Source organism: Rhizobium sp. PK7-22, from assembly GCF_056530405.1.
In genome coordinates, this window is record NZ_CP096514.1 from 2,140,268 (window position 1) to 2,160,367 (window position 20,100).

A 20,100-nucleotide genomic window follows, 5' to 3' on the forward strand; every position below is an offset into this window, starting at 1 on the left:
GCGAACGGGGTGAATAATCCGGACTGTTGAAGGCCGATAATCCCTTTCGCTGCCGCGTGCCGCGCTGTCTGTGGGAAAGGTGCATGTCAGGGATCCGAGCCGCTGTGCCGCCGTAGCGAATCCTCGTCGGAATCGCCGCCGAACCCATGCATCTGCTGCGCCCACTGGAGCCCGATGACGCCACCCTTGATCGGCTGGATGGTCAACAGGGCGGCAAGCACCGCGAGCGGGACCCAAATCGCCAGATGCGCCCAGGGCGAGAGGACGAAGACCGAGGCGGTCAGCATGTAGCCGGTGAGCAGGACATGGCCCACCACGAAGATGACGAGGTAGGCAGGCAGGTCGTCGGCACGATGATGGTGCATCTCTTCGCCGCAGACTGCGCATTGGTCGACCGGCTTCAGGAAGGCGCGGAACAGCTTCCCCGTGCCGCAGGATGGGCAGTGATTGCGCATGCCGCGGCCGATGGATCGCATCACCGGGCGTTCGGCTGGCTTGCCTCCGCCATACTGGACCGGCTGCTCGGTTGGATTATGCATGTCCGTTCGCTCCTATCGGCCACGCCGCGGGCGAGTGCCGGCCATCGGCCGTTGTGGCCCGCCGCCTCGCCGCCCCGACTTGTGGAAGGAACGGGTTGGTGTCGGCATCTTGCGGCCCTCGCTCAGCATCTCGAACCGCAGCGCACCGGCCAGTGGTATGGCCTCTGCAAGCTTCACCTGGACCGAATCCCCGAGCTGGTACCCGAGCCCTGTCTTTTCGCCGGTCAGCGCCTGGTGGGCTTCGTCATAGATGAAGTAGTCGTTTCCGAGCGTCGAGATCGGCACGAAGCCGTCCGCGCCATATGTGGGAAGAGCCACGAACAGCCCGGCTTTGGTGACGCCGGAGATCCGGCCCTCGAATTCTTCCCCGACCCGCTCGCTGAGGTGGTGCGCGATCAGCCGGTTGACCGTATCGCGCTCAGCGGCCATTGCGCGGCGCTCGAAGGTAGAGATTTCGGCCGCGATGTCGTCGAGGCTAGCCTCTTGCTCGGGCGTGATGCCGCCTTCGCCGAGCCCCAGAGAGCCCACCAGCGCGCGATGCACGATCAGATCCGCATAGCGGCGGATAGGCGAGGTGAAATGCGCGTACTTCATCAGGTTGAGGCCGAAGTGCCCGATGTTCTCCGGGCTGTAGATCGCCTGGCTCTGGGAGCGCAGCACCATCTCGTTGACCATGGTCTGGTGCGGTGTATCCACGGCGCGTGCCAGAATGCCGTTGAACGAGTTGGCCCGAACCTGTCCGCCCTTCGCCATCGAGAAGCCGATCGTCGCCAGGAACTCGCGCAGGGTTTCCTGCTTCGACAGCGCCGGCGCATCATGGACGCGGTAGACGAGCGGCTGGCGCTTCTTCTCCAACGTCTCGGCGGCGGAGACATTCGCCTGGATCATCATCTCTTCGATGAGCTTGTGGGCGTCGAGCCGTTCGGGGATATGCACGCGATCGACGGTGCCGTCCGGCTTCAGGATGAGCTTGCGCTCCGGCATGTCGAGCTCGAGCGGCTGGCGCCGTTCGCGCCCGCGCTTCATGATCGCATAGGCATGCCACAGCGGCTTCAGGATGGGCTCCAGCAGCGGTCCGCTCTTGTCGTCGGGCTTGCCGTCGATGGCGGCCTGGGCCTGCTGGTAGGAGAGCTTGGCGGCGCTCTTCATCATGATGCGGTGGAAGGTGTGGCTGGCCTTGCGCCCCTCGTGCGAGAACACCATCCGCACCGCGATCGCCGGCCGGTCTTCGCCTTCGCGCAGCGAGCAGAGATCGTTGGAAATGCGTTCCGGCAGCATCGGGACGACCCGGTCTGGGAAGTAGACCGAATTGCCGCGCTTCAGCGCCTCGCGGTCGAGCGGCGAGCCGGTGCGGACATACCAGGAGACGTCGGCGATCGCCACGGTGACGATGACGCCGCCCGGGTTGTCCGGGTTGGTGTCGAGCTCCGCGTAGACGGCGTCGTCGTGGTCCTTGGCGTCGGCGGGGTCGATGGTCAGGAGCGGCACGTCGCGCCAGTCCTCCCGCTTCGTCATCGGGGCAGGGCGAGCGGCCTCGGCTGCGTCGAGAACGGCCTGAGGAAAGATGTGCGGAATGCCATGCGCATAGATGGCGATCATCGAGATCGCCTTCTCGCTTGCAACGGAGCCGACGACCGAAAGCACGCGGGCCCGCGGAAGGCCGAAGCGACCGGTGCGGGCAACTTCCACCTCGACGAGATCGCCGTCCTTGGCCTCGCCGAGACCCTCGGTCTCGATCACCATCTCCTCGCCGCGCCGCTCGATCGGCATCAAGCGGATTTCGTGTTCGCTCATGCGCACGACGCCGAGCGAGGCGCCCTTGCGCTTGTCGATGATCTTGATGACGCGGGCGGTATAGGCCGGGCCGGTGCGGTCCTTGTTGGCGAAGATCTTGGCCAACACGCGGTCATTCAGGCCGGCGGCAGGGGACTTGCCTTTTCCGCGACCGTCAGAGGACTGGCGAATGAGGACGGCCGGTGCGGTGCCCATGTCTTCCGGCCATTCCGCCGGACGCCCGATCAGTTCGCCGTCCTTGTCGCGTGTCGTGATGTCGAGAACCGTGACCGGGGGCAGGGCGCCTGGCCGGGCCAGCGTCTTGCGGCTCTTCTTGAGAAGGCCCTCGTCCTCCAGCGCGCGCAGCATATCCTTCAGCTCGACGCGCGTCTCGCCCTTCAGCCCGAAGGCCTTGGCGATCTCGCGCTTCGATGCCCGGTCCGGATTGTCGGCGATGAATTCCAGAAGAACGTCGCGCGGCGGTACCGCCCCATGGATGATGGCTGGCTTGTTGCCAGCCGTGTCAGAGGCGGATGTCTTCCTGGGGGCCGTAGTCTTCTCGCGTCGTTCTCTCGTCACGTTCCGGTCTTCTTCGCCTTTGTCGCCGTCTTGGCTGTCGTCTTGGCCGCAGTCTTCGCTGCAGCCTTGGGTTTGGCGCCCGCGGCAGCCTTGGCTTTCGGTGCAGCCTTCTTGGTCGCCGCAGTCCCCGTCTTGGCGGCAGCCTTCTTCGGCTTTGCCTTGGCGGAAGGAGCCTTGCCGCCCTTTTCGACGATCAGCGCCATGGCCTCTTCCAGGGTGACGGACTGCGGGTCCTTGCCCTTCGGCAGCGTCGCGTTGACCTTGGCCCAGTTCACGTAGGGGCCGTAGCGCCCGTCACGAACGGTGATCGCACCGCCGCTCGGATGATCGCCTAACGTCTTCAGGGCAGCGGGTGTTCCGCGTCCGCTCGGTCCCTTGCTCTTCTTCTCTGCGATCACCGTAACCGCCCGGTTGAGGCCGATGGTGAAGACGTCCTCGATGCTCTCCAGGTTCGCATAGCCGCCGTCATGCAGCAGGAACGGGCCGTAGCGTCCGAGACCGGCGGAGATCATCTTGCCCGATTCCGGATGCTGTCCGACGTCGCGCGGCAGGCCGATCAGCGCGAGGGCCTTCTCGTGGTCGATGTCTTCCGGCTTCCAGCCTTTTGGCAGCGACGACCGCTTGGCTTCCTTGCCCTCGCCGCGCTGGATATAGGGGCCGAAACGCCCGGACCGGAGCGTCAGCTCTTCGCCCGTATGCGGATCGGCGCCGAGTGCCTTCGGCTCGGTCAGCGCGCTGGCATCGGCTTCGCTCCCCTCGGTGGAAAGCTGGCGGGTAAAATTGCAGTCGGGATAGTTGGAGCAGCCGACGAAGGCGCCGTATTTTCCAAGCTTCAGGGACAGGTTTCCGGTGCCGCAGACCTGGCAGATCCGCGGGTCGCTGCCGTCTTCGCGCTTGGGAAACACGAGCGGAGCCAGCGTCTCGTTCAGCGCGTCGAGAACGTTGGTGACCCGCAGTTCCTTGGTGTCTTCGATCTGCGCGAAGAAGTCCGTCCAGAACTCCCGCAGGACCTGTTTCCAGTCCAGTTCGCCGGCGGAGATCTTGTCGAGCTTCTCCTCGAGATCGGCCGTGAAGTCATACTCCACGTAGCGGGTGAAGAAGCTTTCGAGGAAGGCCGTCACCAGCCGCCCCTTGGAATGCGGAATGAGCTTGCGCTTGTCCATGATGACGTATTCGCGGTCGCTCAACGTCTTCAGCGTCGCGGCATAGGTGGAGGGCCGGCCGATGCCGAGCTCTTCCATCTTCTTGATCAGCGAGGCTTCCGAATAGCGCGGCGGCGGCTCGGTGAAATGCTGGCTGGCGTTCACCTTGTTCTTGGCGAGCGCTTCCTGGGCGTTGATCTGCGGCAGGCGACCCTCCTCGTCGTCATCCTCACGCTTGTCGCCTTCTTCGCGCTGATCGACATAGGCGCCGAGGAAGCCGTCGAAGCGAACGACGGAGCCGACGGCGCGCAGGCCGGCCTTCTCGCCGCCATTGCTGGCAAGGATCTCGACCGTCGTGCGCTCGATCTCGGCCGAGGCCATCTGGCTGGCGATACCGCGCTTCCAGATCAGTTCGTAGAGCCGGGCCTGATCGCTATCGAGATAACGCCGCACCTTGTCGGGCGAACGGTTGAAATCGGTGGGTCGGATGGCTTCGTGCGCTTCCTGGGCGTTCTTGGCCTTGGTCGAATAGAACCGCGGCTTCTCTGGCAGGTAGCGGTCGCCGAACTGGTCCCGGATCGCGCCGCGCGCACCATCGATGGCTTCCGGCGCCATCTGCACGCCGTCTGTTCGCATGTAGGTGATCAGACCGACGGTCTCGCCGCCGATGTCGAAGCCTTCGTAGAGCTTCTGCGCTACCTGCATCGTCCGCGATGCATTGAAGCCGAGATTGGACGAGGCGGCCTGCTGCAGGGTGGAGGTCGTGAAGGGCGGGCCGGGGTTGCGCTTGACGGGCTTCGCCTCGACGCTGTCGACGACATAGGTCGCGCCGTCGAGCAGCGTCTTCAGGCGGTTGGCATCCTCGCCGTTCTTGATCGAGCGACCCTGCAGCCGCTTGCCGTCGGCCGAAACGAGGCGGGCTTCGAACTCGTCGCCGCGCGGCGTGCGCAGCAGGGCCGAGAGGTTCCAGTATTCTTCCGAAATGAATCGCTCGATCTCGGTCTCGCGATCGCAGACGAGGCGCAGGGCGACGGACTGGACGCGGCCGGCCGAACGGGCGCCCGGCAGCTTGCGCCACAGCACCGGCGACAGGTTGAAGCCGACGAGGTAGTCGAGCGCCCGCCGCGCCAGATAGGCATCCACCAGCGGCGCATCGATATCGCGCGGATTGGCCATGGCGTCGAGCACGGCCTTCTTGGTGATCGCGTTGAAGACGACACGCTTCACCGGCATGTCGCCGAGCACGCGCTTCTTCTTCAGGAGGTCGAGCACATGCCAGGAGATCGCTTCGCCCTCGCGATCCGGGTCGGTCGCGAGGAACAATCCGTCGGAGCCTTTGACGGCGTCAGCGATATCCTTCATGCGCTTTTGCGAGGCGCTGTCCACTTCCCACAGCATTTCGAAGTCCTGGTCAGGCAGAACCGACCCGTCCTTTGCAGGAAGATCGCGAACATGACCAAAGGATGCGAGAACCTTGTAGCCCGGGCCGAGATACTTGTTGATGGTCTTGGCCTTGGACGGAGATTCGACGACGACGACGTTCATTTGCTTCTCTAAGGTGAGGCTGAGCCGGGGCAACGACATGGTTGCAGGCATATCTTGGCTTCCGACATGGATGGCCTTTTCGTTGCGGTCAAGTGCCAGGGCCAAATTAAGCGGTGCAACGTGGTGCAACCTTTAGATGATATTCTATCGGTTGCAATTTTAGATTACCGGACTATCCTGCGTCTGCCAGGCTGCATTCGGCATCTGGCGAGGGGCCCAGTCAGACAGGGTGGATCATGGGATCGGAACGTCAGAGCTCCGGCGACGCAGAGGCTATCGCCTACATCCGCCAGATGCTCGGGGAACTGCATCAGGTGGCCTCGAAAGAGGGAGCCGACATGCTCTGCTACCTGATCGAGATGGCCTACGTCGAGGCAGGAGACGTGCAGTCCGGTCGCCGCCCACGCTCAGTCGCTCATGGCAATGGAAACAAGCCCTCCGGAGTGACGGTGTAGGCGCCCCGCGATATCAAGCTCGAGGAGAACGAGGTAGACTGCAGACGCGTCAAGCCCGGTATGGCGGATGATGTCGTCGATTTCGACCGGGGTCGGTCCGAGCGCCGAGACGATCTGTTGTCGCTCGCTGTCGTCCGGTGGGAGGAACGACCTGCCGCCTTCCTCCTGTTCCGGCTCCTCGATCACGGAGGATGGGGGAGGAGCCATCTGCGAGAGCGGTGCCAGGGCATCGAGCACGTCCTGCGGCCCGGTCGTGACGATCGCTCCCTCCTTGAGAAGACCGTTGGTGCCGTGGCATCGGGGATCGAGCGGCGATCCCGGCACGGCGAAAACCAGCCGCCCGAAATCGCCCGCCATGCGGGCCGTGATCAGCGACCCGGACCTTTGCGCCGCCTCCACCACGACGACCCCGAGCGAAATCCCCGCGATCAGTCTGTTTCGGCGCGGGAAGTCACGGGCGCGGGGCTCCCATCCGAACGGCATCTCGCTGACCGCAAGGCCGTCGCCGTCGGTGATCTCCTCCAGGAGTGACAGATTTTCCGGCGGATAAGGTTGATCCAGCCCACCCGCCAGAACCGCAATCGTTCCCGTATCGAGACTGGCGCGGTGGGCGGCGGTGTCGATGCCGCGAGCGAGGCCCGAAGTGATGGTATAGCCGGCGCGGCCGACGTCGCGGGCGATCATCGCGGCAAATTTGGCGCCGCTGATCGAGGCATTGCGCGATCCGACAACGCCGACGGAAGGCCGGATGGTGGCCCCGGAGCGACCTTTCGCCGCGAGCAGAGGCGGCGCGCCGTCGATCTGCCGAAGCGCCGCCGGATAATCCGGTTCGCCGATGCCGATGAACCGTGCCCCCAAACGGTGGGCACGCTCGAGTTCCCTCTCGGCCTCGTCGACGGTGGCGATCCGGACGGTGCGCGAGGCGCCGCCGCGGCTGGAGAGTTCTGGCAGCATGGCAAGCGCTGCCTCGGCGGAACCGAAGTGGTTGATGAGATCGCGAAACGTGGCGGGGCCGACATTGTCGCTGCGGATCAATCGAAGCCAGGCGATCCTTTGCCTGTCGGTCAGCGCAATCCCGATCCGTCTTGCGCCGCCCTCAGGCATCGCTATCCCTTCTGGCCGATCTTGCCTTCCGTGCCTGCCAGCAGCCGCCTGATATTGGCTTCGTGCCGCCAGAAGGACACTGCCGTCATGATGGCCATGACAGCTGCGATCTTTTCCTCGCCCACTATCCACAATGCAACCGGAATCACAAGCGTTGCAACCAGGGCCGAGAGGGAGGAATACCGGCTGATAAAGGCGACCGTCAGCCAAACCGCAGCAAAGGCCAGCACCCAGAGCGGCGCGACGCCGAGCAGCGTACCGATATAGGTCGCAACACCCTTGCCGCCCTTGAACCCGATCCAGACCGGGAACAGGTGTCCGATGAAGGCGCCGAAGCCTGCCAGCAGACCGGCTTCCGGTCCGGCGATGTAGAAGCCGGCGAGAGCGGCAACGGTTGCCTTCAGCGCATCGAGCAGCAGGGTCGCGGCGGCGAGCTTCTTGTTGCCGGTGCGCAGCACATTGGTCGCGCCGATGTTGCCAGAGCCGATGCTGCGAATGTCGCCAAGTCCCGCCATGCGGGTCAAGAGCAGCCCGAAGGGGATCGAGCCGAGAAGATACCCAAGTACGATGGCGGCAAGGGCGACGCCGCCGCCGATCTGCCAGGTCATGATGTCAGTCACAGGCTCGCCTCCTCAGAGTGCATGAACGCATTTGCCGCCAACATAGGTGGCGACCGCCCGGCCGGAGAAGCGGGCATCTTCGAACGGCGTGTTTTTCGAGCGCGACAGGATCGCATCCTTCGACACCAGCCAGGGCTCGTCGAGATCGATCAGCGTGATGTCCGCCCGCGCGCCCGGCTTCAGGGTACCGGCGTCGAGCCCGAAGATCTCCGCGGGTCGGGTCGACATGGCATGGATCAGGCGCATCAGCGGCACATGGCCGGAATGATGCAGCCGCAAGGCAGCGGCCAGCAGCGTCTCCAGTCCGATCGCGCCATCCGCCGCGTCGGCGAACGGCAGACGCTTGGTGTCGACGTCCTGCGGATCATGGGAGGATACGATCATGTCGACCGTCCCGTCCGCCAGCGCCTCGACCATGGCCATGCGATCATCTTCGGTGCGCAGCGGCGGCGAGAGCTTGAAGAAGGTGCGATACTCGCCGATGTCGTTCTCGTTGAGCGACAGGTGGTTGATCGAGATGCCGCACGTCACATCTGCGCCGCGGCGGCGGGCGACCCGCATCGCCTCGGCCGATTCCGGAACCGAAATCTTGGCGGCGTGATAGCGGGCGCCGGTGAGCCCGGCGATCCGCAGGTCCCGTTCCAGCGGAATGATCTCGGCCTCCTTCGGCACTCCGCCAAGGCCAAGCCAGCTGGCGTAGAGGCCCTCGTTCATGACGCCTGCACCGATGTACTGGTCGCGCGCCTCCAGCGCAATCACCGCATCGAACTCGCGGGCGTAGGTCATGGCGCGGCGCAGAACCAGCGTGTCGTGCAGCGGCTGGCGGCCATTGGTGAAGGCGACGGCACCGGCCTTCTGGAGCATGCCGATCTCTGTCATCTCATGGCCGGCGAGCCCCTTCGTCAGGGCCGCTGCCGGATAGACGTTGACCACCGCCTTGTCACGCGCCGCCTTCTGCACGAATTCCACAAGCGCGATGTCGTCCAGCACGGGATCCGTGTCGGGCATCATGATGAACGAGGTGACGCCGCCGGCGGCCGCCGCACGGCTGGCGGATTCAATCGTCTCCCGGTGCTCCGCGCCGGGTTCGCCGACGAAGACCCGCGCATCGACGAGGCCGGGAACGGCAAGAAGCCCCTTGCAGTCGCGGGTGACGGCGCCTTCCGGCGCGCCCTGATTGCGGGCGTCGGCACCGGCGGCCAGGATACGGCCATCGTCGCCGACGATGATGGTACCGACCTCGTCCAAGTTGCGGGACGGGTCGATGATACGGGCATTGGTGAGGACGAGGGCTTGGGTCATGCGCGCAATCCCTCGCTTCTCGGCCCCTGGTTCTGCGACAGGAGCAGCGTTTCCATCACGGCCATGCGCACGGCGACGCCCATTTCCACCTGCTGCTCGATCACGCTCTGCGGACCGTCGGCAACCTCCGAAGCGATCTCGACGCCGCGGTTCATCGGGCCGGGATGCATCACGAGCGCGTCATCCTTGGCCGCCTTCAGCTTCTCCGCGTCGAGGCCGTAGAAGTGAAAGTATTCCCGCACCGAGGGGACGAAGGAGCCCGACATGCGCTCGCGCTGCAGGCGCAGCATCATCACCACGTCGGCATCCTTCAACCCCTCTTCCATGGAGTGGAAGACCTCGGCACCCATCTGCGCGATGCCGGAGGGCAGGAGCGTCGACGGTGCGACGACACGCACCCGCGCGCCCATGGCGTTCAGGAGCAGGATGTTGGAGCGTGCCACCCGGGAGTGGAGAACGTCGCCGCAGATGGCGACGATGATGCGCGACAGCTTGCCCTTGGCGCGGCGGATCGTCAGCGCATCGAGAAGCGCCTGCGTCGGGTGCTCGTGCTGCCCGTCGCCGGCATTGACGACGGAGCAGGCAACCTTCTGGGCGAGAAGCGCCGCAGCGCCGGCCGATGAATGGCGCAGCACCAGCACGTCCGGGTGCATGGCGTTCAGCGTCATTGCCGTGTCGATCAGGGTCTCACCCTTCTTCACCGACGAATTGCCGACCGACATGTTCATCACGTCGGCGCCCAGCCGTTTGCCGGCGAGCTCGAAGGAGGCCTGGGTGCGGGTGGAGGCTTCAAAGAACAGGTTGATCTGCGTCAGCCCCCGCAGCGTCGAGGTCTTCTTTTCCCGCTGGCGGCTGATCTGGACGGCCTCGTCGGCCTTGTCCAGGAGATAGGTGAGATCGTGTTCGGTGAGACCCTTGATGCCGAGGAGATGGCGGTGGGGAAAGAAGACCATGAGGCGTCTCCGCTTGCGTTCGGGCGTCTATAATGACTGGCTGCGGGGCGGGCAAGCGAATGGCCGGGAAAAGTCGGTTCATCCTCATGCATTTTTCGGAGAAACGGGCTAGAAGCGCCCTATGACACAGAATAGCCGGACCGAACAGAAACTTGCCGAACTGAACCAGCCGAAACCCTGGTCCGGTATCAATGCCTATCGATCAGATCCGCTGATCGTCGACCTCACCGCCGGCCTGCATCGTGGCCTGCGCGACGAATTCGATTCGATCGGCCATTACGCCACCTCGCCGGAGGCTCAGGAGCTGGCGCGGATGGCCAACGAAAGCCCGCCGAAGCTGCGCACCCACGGGCCGCGCGGCGAGCGCCTCGACGTGGTGGAATTCCATCCCGCCTGGCATGCGCTGATGCGCCGCTCGATGTCGATCGGCCTGCATTCCTCCGTCTGGGAAAGCATCCCCGAGGCCAAGGGTCATGAGCACAAGGCGCGCGCGACGCGCTTCTACCTGACCTCGCAGCTCGAGTGCGGCCATCTCTGCCCGCTGACCATGACGAGCGCCTCGGTCGCCGCGCTGATGGCATCGCCGCGGGTGCAGCGGGAGTGGGCGCCGAAGATCCTGTCGCGCAAATACGATTCGTCGAACCGCCCGGCGCTGCAGAAGACCGCCGTCACCATCGGCATGGGGATGACGGAAAAGCAGGGCGGTACGGATGTGCGCGCCAACCGCTCGACGGCCGAACGAGTCGGCGAGGGGATCTACCGTCTGTCCGGCCACAAATGGTTCATGTCGGCGCCGATGAGCGACGCTTTCGTCATGCTCGCCAACACCAACGAGGGCATCGGCTGCTTCCTGGTGCCCCGCCTGCTGGAGGACGGCTCCGCCAACGGACTGGAGTTCCAGCGGCTGAAGGACAAGCTCGGCAACCGGTCGAACGCGTCCTCGGAAGTCGAATTCGCCGGCGCCTTCGGCTATCTGCTCGGTGATCCCGGTGCCGGTGTCCGCACCATCCTCGACATGGTGACGCTGACCCGCCTGGATTGCGCGCTGGCCTCCGCCGGCATCATGCGCGCGTCGCTCGCGGAAGCCGTCCACCACTGCCGCGGCCGCAGCGTCTTCGGCAAGAACCTCATCGACCAGCCGCTGATGACCCGCGTGCTGGCCGACATGGCGCTCGATGTCGCTGCCGCCACGGCACTCGCCTTTCGTCTAGCCGATGCCTTCGATCGCGCCGCCGACAATCCCGCCGAGGCGGCCTTCGCGCGCGTCATGACGCCGGTCATCAAATACTGGAACTGCAAGATCGCCCCGTCGCTGATCTACGAGGCGATGGAATGCATGGGCGGCAACGGCTACGTCGAGGAACGCCCGCTCGCCCGCCACTATCGCGAGGCGCCGGTCAACGCGATCTGGGAGGGCTCCGGCAACGTCATGGCGCTCGATGTGCTGCGGGTGCTGTCGCGCGGAAAGGACCTCTTCGAGCTCGTGCTTGCCGGCTTCGAGCGGGATCTCGGCGCCTCCGGTCGCAAGACGATCGAAGTGCTGCGTGCCGCCATGGCGCTCTGCGAGACGGATGAAGGAGCGGCCCGCCTGCTCGTCGAGCAGCTGGCGCTTGCCGCCAGTGCCGCCGAACTGGCGCGGCTGGGTGCCGGCAAGATCGCCGATGCCTTCCTCGAGACGCGGCTTGCCGGAGGGTGGCGCTCCACCTACGGCATGCTCGATGCCCGCTTCGACGCCTCCTACATTGTCGATCTTCTCTATCCCGCCGCGAGCTGACCGGCGATCATCAGCACCAGCGGGATGGTGACGAAGGAGAAGACCGTCTGCACCGTGGCGGTGGCGGCATAGAGCTCGGCATCGCCGCCCATCTTCTTGGCGAGGATATAGCCGTTCATGGCGGTCGGCACGCTGGCGCTCAGCGCCAGCATCACCAGCGCCGGGCCCGTCACCCCCGCCAGAAGTGCCACGGCAATCATCAGCAGCGGGAAGACGGCGAGCTTCAGCGCTGTGGAAAACAGTACGAGCGGCCGCGGCTTCAGCGCATCTGAGACGCGCAGCCCGGCCCCGACCGCAATCAGACCGAGGCTGAGGGCGGCACGGGCGACGAGGTCGACCGTCGTCATCAGCGGAGCATAGATCGCAAGGCCCGACTGGTTGACGATGACGCCGAGGATGCTGCTGATGATCAGCGGATTGGTGATGATCCGCAGCGCGAAGGTGCCGTAGCTCATCTGGGCGCCCGAAAACCTCAACAGCACGCCGACATTGATGAAGTTGATCGGCAGGATGATCACGGCCATCACCAGCGCCACCACGGTCAGCCCGGTGTCACCCTGGATCTTCTGGGCGATGGCGAGCGCGATGAAGGCATTCCAGCGGGTGGCGGTCTGGAAGACGGAGCTGAAGGCCGAAGCCGGAACCCCGACCCGCTTCAGGACGGTCCAGAGCGCCAGCACCAGCCCGCACATCACGAGGACGGCGACGACGGCGGCGGTGCCGATCGCGCCGATTTCCATCGTCGAGAAATCGGCGGTGGCAAGCGTGTGGAAGAGCAGCGCCGGAAACAGCACGTAGTATCCGCATTGCTCCAGCCCTTCCCAGAAGGTGCCGTTGATCAGCGGGCTGCGCTTCAAGGCGACCCCGAGGAGGACCAGCAGGAAGATCGGCAGGATGCTTTCGAAGATGATCAGCATGGGGAAGGGCCAGGGAGAGAGAAGCGGCAGGAAATGACGGGCGAGGGTTACCCGCTGCACCCGTCCGGCGCAATCCCTGCGGGTTTCTGTGTATGGCCGCTCGCGTACGGTTGTTTCAACGATCACCGCGGCTTATCGGCAAAAGACGTTGGAGTGCCGTCTATGCTTGCAGTGCAGGAAGCCCTGGTCGAACCCGTTCCGGAAAGGCGGGTCAAGAATCGCGTCCAGACCGAAGCCGCCATTTTCCTGGCAGCGCGAAGCCTGCTCGCGGAAGAGGGCTTCCAGGGGTTCGGTATCAATGCGGTCGCCCGCCGGGCCGGTTGCGACAAGCAGCTGATCTACCGCTACTACGGCGGACTGGACGGCCTGCTCGACGCCATCGGGGCGGATCTCGGCGGATGGGTGAAGGAGCGCATTCCGGAAGACTCCGGCGGCATGTTCCTCCTGACCTACGGCGACCTGATGGAGCGGCTGTCGCTCCTCTATATGGACGCGCTGCGGCATGATCCGCTGGTCTGCAAGATCATCGCCTGGGAGGTCTCCAAGGACACCCCGCAGGTGCGCAGGCTGGCCGAGGCGCGCTCCCGGTCGCTCGCCAAATGGCTCGACCGCATGCGCGGCAGCCTGACGGCCCCGAAGGGCGTCGACGCACCGACGGTCAACGGCATCCTGTTTGCCGCGATCCAGCACCTCGTCATCTCCGCCGTCGCCACCGGCGAATTTGCCGGTCTTCCGCTGCGCAGCGAGAAGGACTGGCAGAAGATCGAGACGTCGGTGCGCCGGCTGGTGCGCGGCATCTACGGCTGAGGGACATCGAATGCCCGGAAGGGCGCCAAGCTCTTGTCCTTCCGGGCGGAGTGCAGCGGGTAGTTCTTGCTGCCAGGCCCTCGCGGGTCCTACTGCTTCGGAATGCCGGCCTTCTCGATCACGGCGCCCCACTTCTCGATGTCGGCGGCCAGCCGGTCGCCGATCTCCCGCGGCGTGCTGGAGCGGGCTTCGACGCCGAGATCCGCAAACCGTTCCTGAATAGCCGGCTCCGCCAGCACTTCGGTAAGGGCAGCATTGAGCGTGTCGATGATCGGCTGGGGTGTCCCGGTGGGCGCGAAGATCGCGTTCCAGGATGTCACGTCGAAGCCTTCCACACCCTGTTCCTGCGCCGTCGCAAGGTCCGGCAGGAGCTTGGAGCGGGTCGGGCCGGAGGAGGCAAGTGCGGTGGCCTGTCCCTGTTCCAGCGCCGCCTTCAGCGCCGTCTGGCTGTCGATGATGACATCCAGTTCGCCGCCCAGCAGGGCAACCAGCAGATCCGGTGTCGCCTTGTAGGGAATGATGGTGAAATCCACTCCCGCCGTCGACTTGAACAGTTCCGCAGCCAGGTTCTGGCTGCTGCCGACGTTGATGGTCCCGACGTTCAAAGCACCGGGCTCGGCCTTGGCAGCGGCAAGGACGTCCGCGAGCGTCTTGAACGTGCCGCCCTCCTTGGTGACGAAGACGAAGTCGAAATAGGCAAGGCTGGAGACCGGCACGAAGTCCTTGAGCGGATCGAACTGCAGGTTTTCAAACAGCGGCACGCTGATGGCGGTGCCGTTGGAGAGAAGCGCGAGCGTGTAGCCGTCGGCGGGTGCATTGAGCGCGGCACGGGCGGCGACCGAGCCTGCGGCGCCCGGCTGGTTCATGATCACGATCTGCTTGCCGAGCTTCCTCCCAAGAGCTTCGGCAACGACGCGAGCCGTGATGTCGGCGATCCCGCCGGGGCCGAACGGCAGCACGAGGGTGATCTCGCGGGCAGGATAGTCTTCCTGCGCATGGACGATCGCTGGTGCGGCGGTGGTCAGTACCAGAGCCGAAACGGCGGCCGTCAGCAGGGTTCGCCGCAATAGCCCGGTCTTGTGTGTTCGTGGGTGTGTCATGTCTTCCTCCTCCTCCAATAGACGCCGTTCAGGTGGCGAATTCGTATAGCCGCGCGGGGTTGTCGACGAGCAGCCGCTGACGCTCCTCCTCAGCGGGCGCAAACCTTAGGACCAGGTCCACGAGGTCTGCCTCATCGACAGGGTCCTTGAGATTGGGATGTGGGAAATCGGTGCCCCACAGCGTGCGATCCGGGCTCGTCTCGACCAGCGCCCGCGCAAAGGGGATGGCCGCATCGAAGGGGTAGCGGGAGATCCGCTCCGAGCCGCAGACCTTGACCCAGCAGTTGTCCCGTTTGGCCATTTCCAGAAGCGATCGAAACGCCGGCTGGTCGGTGCCGAGACCGGTGTCCACGCGGCCTATGTGATCGATGACGAAAGGCAGGGGCAAAGCGCGGATCATGTCGGAGAGCGGCTCGATGTCGACGGCGTCGAGATGCAGGACCACATGCCAGCCCAGCGCCTTGATCCGCGCGATAACCCGGTCGAAGACTGCCATGTCCGGCGCTCCTCCCAGGTGCCGGACGAAGTTGAAGCGGACGCCGCGCACGCCACCGTCGTGCAGCTGCTGCAGCGCCTGGTGGTCGAAGCTATCGTCGACGATGGCGACGCCGCGGTAGGCATCGGGACGCCAGGCAATCGCGTCCAGCATGGCGCGGTTGTCGGTGCCGTGGCAGCTGGCCTGGACGATAACGGCCCGATCCACGCCAAGCCGCTGATGCAGGGCCGCCAGCGCCTCTTTCGGCGCGTCGGCGGGCGTATAGCTGCGGTCGTCTGCGTAGGGAAATACCGCCGCAGGTCCAAAGACATGGCAATGCGCATCGCAACTGCCGGCGGGCAACACCAGGGAAGGGGGGCGGCGGGTGGTGGATGTCGAATGGTCGGGGCTCAAATCTCGTTCTCCTCGGTAGCGGCCGCCGCAACCGTCATGGGCTTGGAACTCTCGGGCTGGCGGCAGACAGGCATTTGAAGCTCGCATAGGTCGCCTCGACGAGGTGGCGGACCGCTGCTTCGCGGTCGTCGCCGTCCACAGCGCCATGGGAGAGGCGGGTCACCCGCTCCGGGTTGATGAGGGCGTAGTAGAGCCCGCCGAGCAGGAATTGGCTGCGCCAGACCAGGCTCTCCAGCGGCGCGCCCGGCACGCAGTCCCCCAGCGCCTCGATGAAGGTGCGGCTCGTCTCGTCGAAGGCGTCGGCGATGATCGCCTGGGCGTCCGGATTGCCTTCGGCGGAAAGCACGGCGCGCATGCGCGTGAACTCCGCTCCGCCGCCATCGCCACCGGACGACGAGACGAAGGCGGGCACCACATAGGCCCGTAGAATCGCCATCAGGCGCTCGTCGGGATCCTTGATTCGCCGTGCCTCGCCGAGCAGTTCGAGGCGCCGCGCATTCATCGGCAGCGTGTGCCGCTGGTAGATCTCGCGCAGGAGATTGAGCTTGGTGCCGAAATGGTAGGTGAGGCTGCCGACATTCACTCCTGCCGCCTTGGCGACATCGCGCAGCGAAACGGCATTGTAGCCGCTGCGGGAAAACAGCGTGGCGGCGTTGGACAGCAGGGATTCCTTGGCGTTCGATCTCATAATTTGTACACTTGTACAAATTAGTTGTTCAGTCAATCTGCTTCCTGCGGATATCTGCGCAACGGGGACGGCGAGGCTGCGCGTTATCCACAGCGGCCGCCCCGTCATTAACCATGCCAAACGGTTCGCGTTGCGCTGGGAGGCGACATGCCTAAGTTAACGTTAATCGGATGTTAACCATGGACGGATCGAACCGTTGCCGCAGGGAACTGTCATTCCAGACCACGCGTTGCTGAGCATCATGACGATGTTCTTTGCGGTGTTGGCCCTGGATATAGCCATGCCCGCGGTCGTCCTGAGCCTGATGGCTCTGATGAGATGGTTGGCAACGATGGAGTTTCATCTTGTTCAGCCGGGAAGGAGGACCGCATGAAGTGGTTCCTGATTCTATGGGCGGGACCGATCCTGCTGCTCGGCAGCTGGTACGGGCTTTCCTACAACGACATGAGTTTTGGCGTGTTCATGCTGACCCGGCAGGCGCACGACCTTGTCTTCAACGTCTACAGCGGTGTGCTCGGCATTCCTGCCGAGAGCATTCCGCCGCTCGTTATGCGGGCGATCATGGTCGACAGCACCGTCGTCTTCATGATCATCGGCTTCCGCCGCCGCAAGGCCATCGCCGCCTGGTGGCGCCGTCGTCAGGAGATGCGCAGCGATTCGGTCCTCTCCAGAGACGAGAGCCTGTCGAGCGCACCCTGAAGGATGAAGCTCGCAGCCGCCGAATCGATCCGATCGGCCCGCTTGGCACGCGAGACATCCATCTCGATCAATGCCCGTTCCGCCGCGACGGTGGACAGGCGCTCGTCCCAGAAGACGAAGGGGATCTCCGTCTTCTCGCTCATCCCGCGAACGAAGGCGCGCGTCGCCTGGACCCGTGGCCCGGACGAACCGTCCATGTTGGTCGGCAGCCCGATGATGAAGGCCGCCACTTTTTCCTTCGCCGCGAACGCCAGCAGGAGTTCGGCGTCCTTTGTGAACTTCGTCCGCTTCAGGACGGGGCGAGGCGAGGCGAAGCGGCGACCGAGGTCGGACATCGCAAGGCCGATGGTCTTCGTCCCGAGATCCAGCCCGGCGACGGCCTGTCCGCTCTGCAGGGCTCCGGCGAGGTCCTCGATCGTCAGCACGGTCATCCGTTCGGCATCCTTTGGCGTATAAATGAAGTCGCCGCCGCTTCACTTTAGCGGCGGCCCGGATATCTCTTTAACATTCTCACCAATTTTCGCATTATCTATCGAGGAAGACTGTCATGAAGATCACCTGGCTCGGCCATTCCGCCTTTCGCATCGAGACTGCCAAGGCGAAGCTGCTGATCGACCCCTTCTTCACCGGCAACCCGGGCTTTGCAGGTCTGGATCGCCGCGAAGCCGCAGAGGGTATTACCCACATTCTTCTCACCCACGGTCACGGCGACCATGTCGGCGATACCGTGGCGCTTGCGGAAGAAACCGGCGCGATCGTGCTGGCCAACGCCGATCTGGCAACATGGCTCGGCAAGAAAGGCGTGGCGAAGATCGACATGGGCAATACCGGCGGCACCGTCTCCTTCGACGGCTTCACGGCAACCTTCACTCAGGCCCAGCATTCGTCTGCCCAGATCACTGAGGACGGCGTGTCCCATGCCTTGGGCAACGCCAACGGCCTGATGCTGCATTTCGATGATGAGCAGTCGGTGCTGCACATGGGCGACACCGACATTTTCACCGACATGGGGCTGATCAACGAACTGCACCAGCCTGACATCGGCCTGGTGCCGATCGGTGACCGGTTCACCATGGGCGGTGCGGTCGCAGCACTTGCCTGCCAGCGCTTCTTCGACTTCAAGCACGCCATCCCGTGCCATTACGGCTCCTTCCCGATCGTCGACCAGACCGCCGACAAATTCGTGAAGGGCATGGAGGGGACGCGCACCCGGGTCGAGACGCCGACACCCGGCACGACCCTCAGCTTCTGATTTACCGCTCCCCCCAGCAGAGCGGGGAGTTGCGAACGGCGGACGTGGCCATTATAGCGGTAGGAAATTCTTGCCCGGAGTCATGCCATGTCCGTCGATCTCGCCACCGTCAAGCGCGTCGCTAGCCTTGCCCGCATCGCTGTCAGCGAGGAAGAGGCAGAGCGGATGGTCGGCGAGCTGAACGGCATTCTCGGCTTCGTCGAGCAATTGTCGGAAGTCGATGTCAACGGCGTCGAGCCGATGACCTCCGTCACGCCGATGGTCATGCGCAAGCGCACCGACGTGGTGACCGACGGCGACAAGGCCGACGACATCGTCGCCAACGCGCCAGTCACCGACCGCAATTTCTTCCTCGTGCCGAAGGTCGTCGAATAGCATTCGTGACTGCTGCCTTCCGACCATTCCAGACACACCTGCTGAGCGACAAAATATCATGACCGAGCTGACCAGCCTCACCATTGCAGAAGCCCGCGACAGGCTCGCCTCGAAGGAGATCAAGGCCGTCGACCTGACGCAGGCCTATCTCGATGCCATCGCCGCCGCTAACGGCGCGCTGAACGCCTATATCACCGTGACGCCGGAGAAGGCCCTGGCGATGGCCAAAGCCTCCGACGAACGGCTCGCGGCAGGCAAGGGCGGTGCGCTCGAGGGCATCCCGCTGGGGATCAAGGATCTCTTCGCGACGCAGGACGTCCACACCCAGGCCTGCTCGCACATCCTTGACGGCTTCCAGCCGAAGTATGAATCGACGGTCACCCAGAACCTCTGGGACGATGGTGCGGTGATGCTCGGCAAGCTCAACATGGACGAGTTCGCCATGGGCTCGTCGAACGAGACCTCCTACTACGGTCCCGTCGTCAACCCCTGGCGCGCCGAAGGCTCCAACCAGCAGCTCGTGCCGGGTGGCTCGTCCGGTGGCTCGGCGGCGGCGGTGGCAGCCCATCTCTGCGCCGGCGCCACGGCAACTGATACCGGCGGTTCCATCCGCCAGCCCGCCGCCTTCACCGGCACCGTCGGCATCAAGCCCACCTATGGCCGCTGCTCGCGCTGGGGCACCGTCGCCTTCGCATCGTCGCTGGACCAAGCCGGGCCGATCGCCCGTGATGTGCGCGACGCCGCGATCCTCCTGAAGTCGATGGCGAGCGTCGATGCCAAGGACACCACCTCCGTCGACCCGCCGGTGCCGGACTACGAAGCATCGCTCGGCCAGTCGCTGAAGGGCATGAAGATCGGCATCCCGAAGGAATACCGCGTCGATGGCATGCCGGAGGAAATCGAAAAGCTCTGGCAACAGGGCATCGCCTGGCTAAAGGACGCCGGCGCCGAGATCGTCGACATCACGCTGCCGCACACGAAATACGCGCTGCCGGCCTATTACATCGTCGCGCCGGCGGAAGCCTCGTCCAACCTTGCCCGCTACGACGGCGTCCGCTACGGCCTGCGCGTCGACGGCAAGGACATCACCGACATGTACGAGAAGACGCGTGCCGCCGGCTTCGGCAAGGAGGTCAAGCGCCGCATCATGATCGGTACCTACGTGCTGTCGGCCGGTTACTACGATGCCTATTACCTGCAGGCGCAGAAGGTCCGCACGCTGATCAAGCGCGACTTCGAGACCGTCTTCCATGCGGGCGTCGATGCCATCCTGACGCCGGCCACGCCGTCCTCCGCCTTCGGCATCGCCGACGAGAACCTCGCCGCCGATCCGGTCGCCATGTACCTGAACGACATCTTCACCGTGACGGTCAACATGGCCGGACTGCCTGGCATCGCTGTCCCCGCCGGCCTCGACCGCAAGGGCCTGCCGCTCGGCTTGCAGTTGATCGGCAAGCCGTTCGAGGAAGAAACCCTGTTCAAGACTGCCCACGTCATCGAACAGGCCGCTGGCCGGTTCACGCCGGCGAAATGGTGGTGAGCCAGTAGGCCAGTCTGCGGGAACGGCATCCGCACGTTAGGATGTCG

General features: G+C 64.7%; 19 protein-coding genes. 7 read left to right on the forward strand and 12 right to left on the reverse strand.

The genetic code is table 11. From position 1 onward, the window contains the following. Positions 1–86: 86 nt before the first annotated feature. Genes M1E10_RS15165 through topA form a run of 3 tightly spaced genes read right to left on the reverse strand, consistent with a single transcriptional unit; the run spans position 87 to position 5,578 of the window. A complete protein-coding gene (locus M1E10_RS15165) occupies positions 87–539 on the reverse strand; it encodes a DUF983 domain-containing protein (RefSeq protein WP_499173647.1) in 453 nt (150 codons plus the stop codon). Positions 540–551: 12 nt separating this feature from the next. Next, positions 552–2,891 (reverse strand): ribonuclease R family protein, encoded by a 2,340-nt coding sequence (rnr, locus tag M1E10_RS15170; protein ID WP_499173649.1) that lies wholly within the window; start codon positions 2,889–2,891, stop codon positions 552–554. After that, complete coding sequence (topA, locus tag M1E10_RS15175) at positions 2,888–5,578, reverse strand: type I DNA topoisomerase (protein ID WP_499173651.1); 2,691 nt, start codon at positions 5,576–5,578, stop codon at positions 2,888–2,890. The genes rnr and topA overlap by 4 nt, the downstream gene beginning before the upstream one ends. Positions 5,579–5,814: 236 nt before the next feature. Between topA and M1E10_RS15180 the strand changes: the two genes are divergently transcribed. Beyond that, positions 5,815–6,033, forward strand: coding sequence for a hypothetical protein (locus M1E10_RS15180; protein ID WP_499173653.1), 219 nt, complete (start codon positions 5,815–5,817; stop codon positions 6,031–6,033). Here the strand turns inward: M1E10_RS15180 and dprA are convergent. From dprA to M1E10_RS15200, 4 genes are read right to left on the reverse strand one after another with little or no spacing between them, the layout of a single operon-like run. Then, on the reverse strand, positions 5,986–7,137 hold the full coding sequence (gene dprA / locus M1E10_RS15185) for a DNA-processing protein DprA (RefSeq protein WP_499173655.1): 1,152 nt from the start codon (positions 7,135–7,137) through the stop codon (positions 5,986–5,988). The genes M1E10_RS15180 and dprA overlap by 48 nt on opposite strands. A 2-nt stretch (positions 7,138–7,139) precedes the next feature. Then, positions 7,140–7,745, reverse strand: coding sequence for a glycerol-3-phosphate acyltransferase (plsY, locus tag M1E10_RS15190; RefSeq protein WP_499177192.1), 606 nt, complete (start codon positions 7,743–7,745; stop codon positions 7,140–7,142). Between the two features lie 24 nt (positions 7,746–7,769). Then, positions 7,770–9,059 (reverse strand): dihydroorotase, encoded by a 1,290-nt coding sequence (locus M1E10_RS15195; protein WP_499173657.1) that lies wholly within the window; start codon positions 9,057–9,059, stop codon positions 7,770–7,772. Next, on the reverse strand, positions 9,056–10,012 hold the full coding sequence (locus M1E10_RS15200) for an aspartate carbamoyltransferase catalytic subunit (RefSeq protein ID WP_499173659.1): 957 nt from the start codon (positions 10,010–10,012) through the stop codon (positions 9,056–9,058). Before M1E10_RS15200 ends, M1E10_RS15195 begins: the two co-directional genes overlap by 4 nt. A 121-nt stretch (positions 10,013–10,133) precedes the next feature. On the opposite strand from M1E10_RS15200, the gene M1E10_RS15205 reads away from it, so the two are divergent. Further along, complete coding sequence (locus tag M1E10_RS15205) at positions 10,134–11,786, forward strand: acyl-CoA dehydrogenase family protein (RefSeq protein WP_499173661.1); 1,653 nt, start codon at positions 10,134–10,136, stop codon at positions 11,784–11,786. Here M1E10_RS15205 and M1E10_RS15210 read toward each other — a convergent pair. Beyond that, positions 11,768–12,703, reverse strand: coding sequence for an AEC family transporter (locus tag M1E10_RS15210; RefSeq protein WP_499177193.1), 936 nt, complete (start codon positions 12,701–12,703; stop codon positions 11,768–11,770). The genes M1E10_RS15205 and M1E10_RS15210 overlap by 19 nt on opposite strands. Positions 12,704–12,865: 162 nt before the next feature. Here M1E10_RS15210 and M1E10_RS15215 point away from each other — a divergent pair, with 162 nt between their 5' ends. Further along, positions 12,866–13,510, forward strand: a complete 645-nt coding sequence (locus M1E10_RS15215; protein ID WP_499173663.1) for a TetR/AcrR family transcriptional regulator — start codon at positions 12,866–12,868, stop codon at positions 13,508–13,510. Positions 13,511–13,599: 89 nt separating this feature from the next. Here the strand turns inward: M1E10_RS15215 and M1E10_RS15220 are convergent, their stop codons facing one another. Genes M1E10_RS15220 through M1E10_RS15230 form a run of 3 tightly spaced genes read right to left on the reverse strand, consistent with a single transcriptional unit; the run spans position 13,600 to position 16,187 of the window. Further along, positions 13,600–14,610: a Bug family tripartite tricarboxylate transporter substrate binding protein gene (locus M1E10_RS15220; RefSeq protein WP_499173665.1), complete on the reverse strand. Its 1,011-nt coding sequence runs from the start codon at positions 14,608–14,610 to the stop codon at positions 13,600–13,602. A 28-nt stretch (positions 14,611–14,638) separates the two neighbouring features. Further along, a complete protein-coding gene (locus M1E10_RS15225; protein WP_499173667.1) occupies positions 14,639–15,499 on the reverse strand; it encodes an amidohydrolase family protein in 861 nt (286 codons plus the stop codon). A 34-nt stretch (positions 15,500–15,533) separates the two neighbouring features. Further along, positions 15,534–16,187, reverse strand: a complete 654-nt coding sequence (locus M1E10_RS15230; protein WP_499173669.1) for a TetR/AcrR family transcriptional regulator — start codon at positions 16,185–16,187, stop codon at positions 15,534–15,536. A gap of 369 nt (positions 16,188–16,556) precedes the next feature. Between M1E10_RS15230 and M1E10_RS15235 the strand changes: the two genes are divergently transcribed. After that, positions 16,557–16,886, forward strand: a complete 330-nt coding sequence (locus M1E10_RS15235; protein ID WP_499173671.1) for a DUF6105 family protein — start codon at positions 16,557–16,559, stop codon at positions 16,884–16,886. Here the strand turns inward: M1E10_RS15235 and ruvX are convergent. Then, on the reverse strand, positions 16,826–17,317 hold the full coding sequence (ruvX, locus tag M1E10_RS15240) for a RuvX/YqgF family protein (protein WP_499173673.1): 492 nt from the start codon (positions 17,315–17,317) through the stop codon (positions 16,826–16,828). The two genes, M1E10_RS15235 and ruvX, sit on opposite strands and share 61 nt — an antisense overlap. A 116-nt stretch (positions 17,318–17,433) precedes the next feature. On the opposite strand from ruvX, the gene M1E10_RS15245 reads away from it, so the two are divergent. The 3 genes from M1E10_RS15245 (at position 17,434) to gatA (ending at position 20,053) form a co-directional block, all read left to right on the forward strand. Further along, complete coding sequence (locus tag M1E10_RS15245; protein WP_499173675.1) at positions 17,434–18,138, forward strand: metal-dependent hydrolase; 705 nt, start codon at positions 17,434–17,436, stop codon at positions 18,136–18,138. A gap of 87 nt (positions 18,139–18,225) precedes the next feature. Next, positions 18,226–18,513 (forward strand): Asp-tRNA(Asn)/Glu-tRNA(Gln) amidotransferase subunit GatC, encoded by a 288-nt coding sequence (gene gatC / locus M1E10_RS15250; RefSeq protein ID WP_037165244.1) that lies wholly within the window; start codon positions 18,226–18,228, stop codon positions 18,511–18,513. 58 nt (positions 18,514–18,571) lie between these two features. After that, the gene (gatA, locus tag M1E10_RS15255; RefSeq protein ID WP_499173677.1) at positions 18,572–20,053 is read left to right on the forward strand and encodes an amidase; all 1,482 of its coding nucleotides are present in this window, start codon (positions 18,572–18,574) and stop codon (positions 20,051–20,053) included. Positions 20,054–20,100: the final 47 nt, after the last annotated feature.

Excerpts from the sequence above, each read along its gene's own strand:
- M1E10_RS15165 (WP_499173647.1), bottom strand. The coding sequence starts at position 539 with ATGCATAATCCAACCGAGCAGCCGGTCCAGTATGGCGGAGGCAAGCCA.
- topA (WP_499173651.1), bottom strand. The coding sequence starts at position 5,578 with ATGAACGTCGTCGTCGTCGAATCTCCGTCCAAGGCCAAGACCATCAAC.
- M1E10_RS15180 (WP_499173653.1), top strand. The coding sequence starts at position 5,815 with ATGGGATCGGAACGTCAGAGCTCCGGCGACGCAGAGGCTATCGCCTAC.
- dprA (WP_499173655.1), bottom strand. The coding sequence starts at position 7,137 with ATGCCTGAGGGCGGCGCAAGACGGATCGGGATTGCGCTGACCGACAGG.
- plsY (WP_499177192.1), bottom strand. The coding sequence starts at position 7,745 with ATGACCTGGCAGATCGGCGGCGGCGTCGCCCTTGCCGCCATCGTACTT.
- M1E10_RS15195 (WP_499173657.1), bottom strand. The coding sequence starts at position 9,059 with ATGACCCAAGCCCTCGTCCTCACCAATGCCCGTATCATCGACCCGTCC.
- M1E10_RS15200 (WP_499173659.1), bottom strand. The coding sequence starts at position 10,012 with ATGGTCTTCTTTCCCCACCGCCATCTCCTCGGCATCAAGGGTCTCACC.
- M1E10_RS15205 (WP_499173661.1), top strand. The coding sequence starts at position 10,134 with ATGACACAGAATAGCCGGACCGAACAGAAACTTGCCGAACTGAACCAG.
- M1E10_RS15210 (WP_499177193.1), bottom strand. The coding sequence starts at position 12,703 with ATGCTGATCATCTTCGAAAGCATCCTGCCGATCTTCCTGCTGGTCCTC.
- M1E10_RS15215 (WP_499173663.1), top strand. The coding sequence starts at position 12,866 with ATGCTTGCAGTGCAGGAAGCCCTGGTCGAACCCGTTCCGGAAAGGCGG.
- M1E10_RS15220 (WP_499173665.1), bottom strand. The coding sequence starts at position 14,610 with ATGACACACCCACGAACACACAAGACCGGGCTATTGCGGCGAACCCTG.
- M1E10_RS15230 (WP_499173669.1), bottom strand. The coding sequence starts at position 16,187 with ATGAGATCGAACGCCAAGGAATCCCTGCTGTCCAACGCCGCCACGCTG.
- M1E10_RS15235 (WP_499173671.1), top strand. The coding sequence starts at position 16,557 with ATGAAGTGGTTCCTGATTCTATGGGCGGGACCGATCCTGCTGCTCGGC.
- ruvX (WP_499173673.1), bottom strand. The coding sequence starts at position 17,317 with ATGACCGTGCTGACGATCGAGGACCTCGCCGGAGCCCTGCAGAGCGGA.
- M1E10_RS15245 (WP_499173675.1), top strand. The coding sequence starts at position 17,434 with ATGAAGATCACCTGGCTCGGCCATTCCGCCTTTCGCATCGAGACTGCC.
- gatC (WP_037165244.1), top strand. The coding sequence starts at position 18,226 with ATGTCCGTCGATCTCGCCACCGTCAAGCGCGTCGCTAGCCTTGCCCGC.
- gatA (WP_499173677.1), top strand. The coding sequence starts at position 18,572 with ATGACCGAGCTGACCAGCCTCACCATTGCAGAAGCCCGCGACAGGCTC.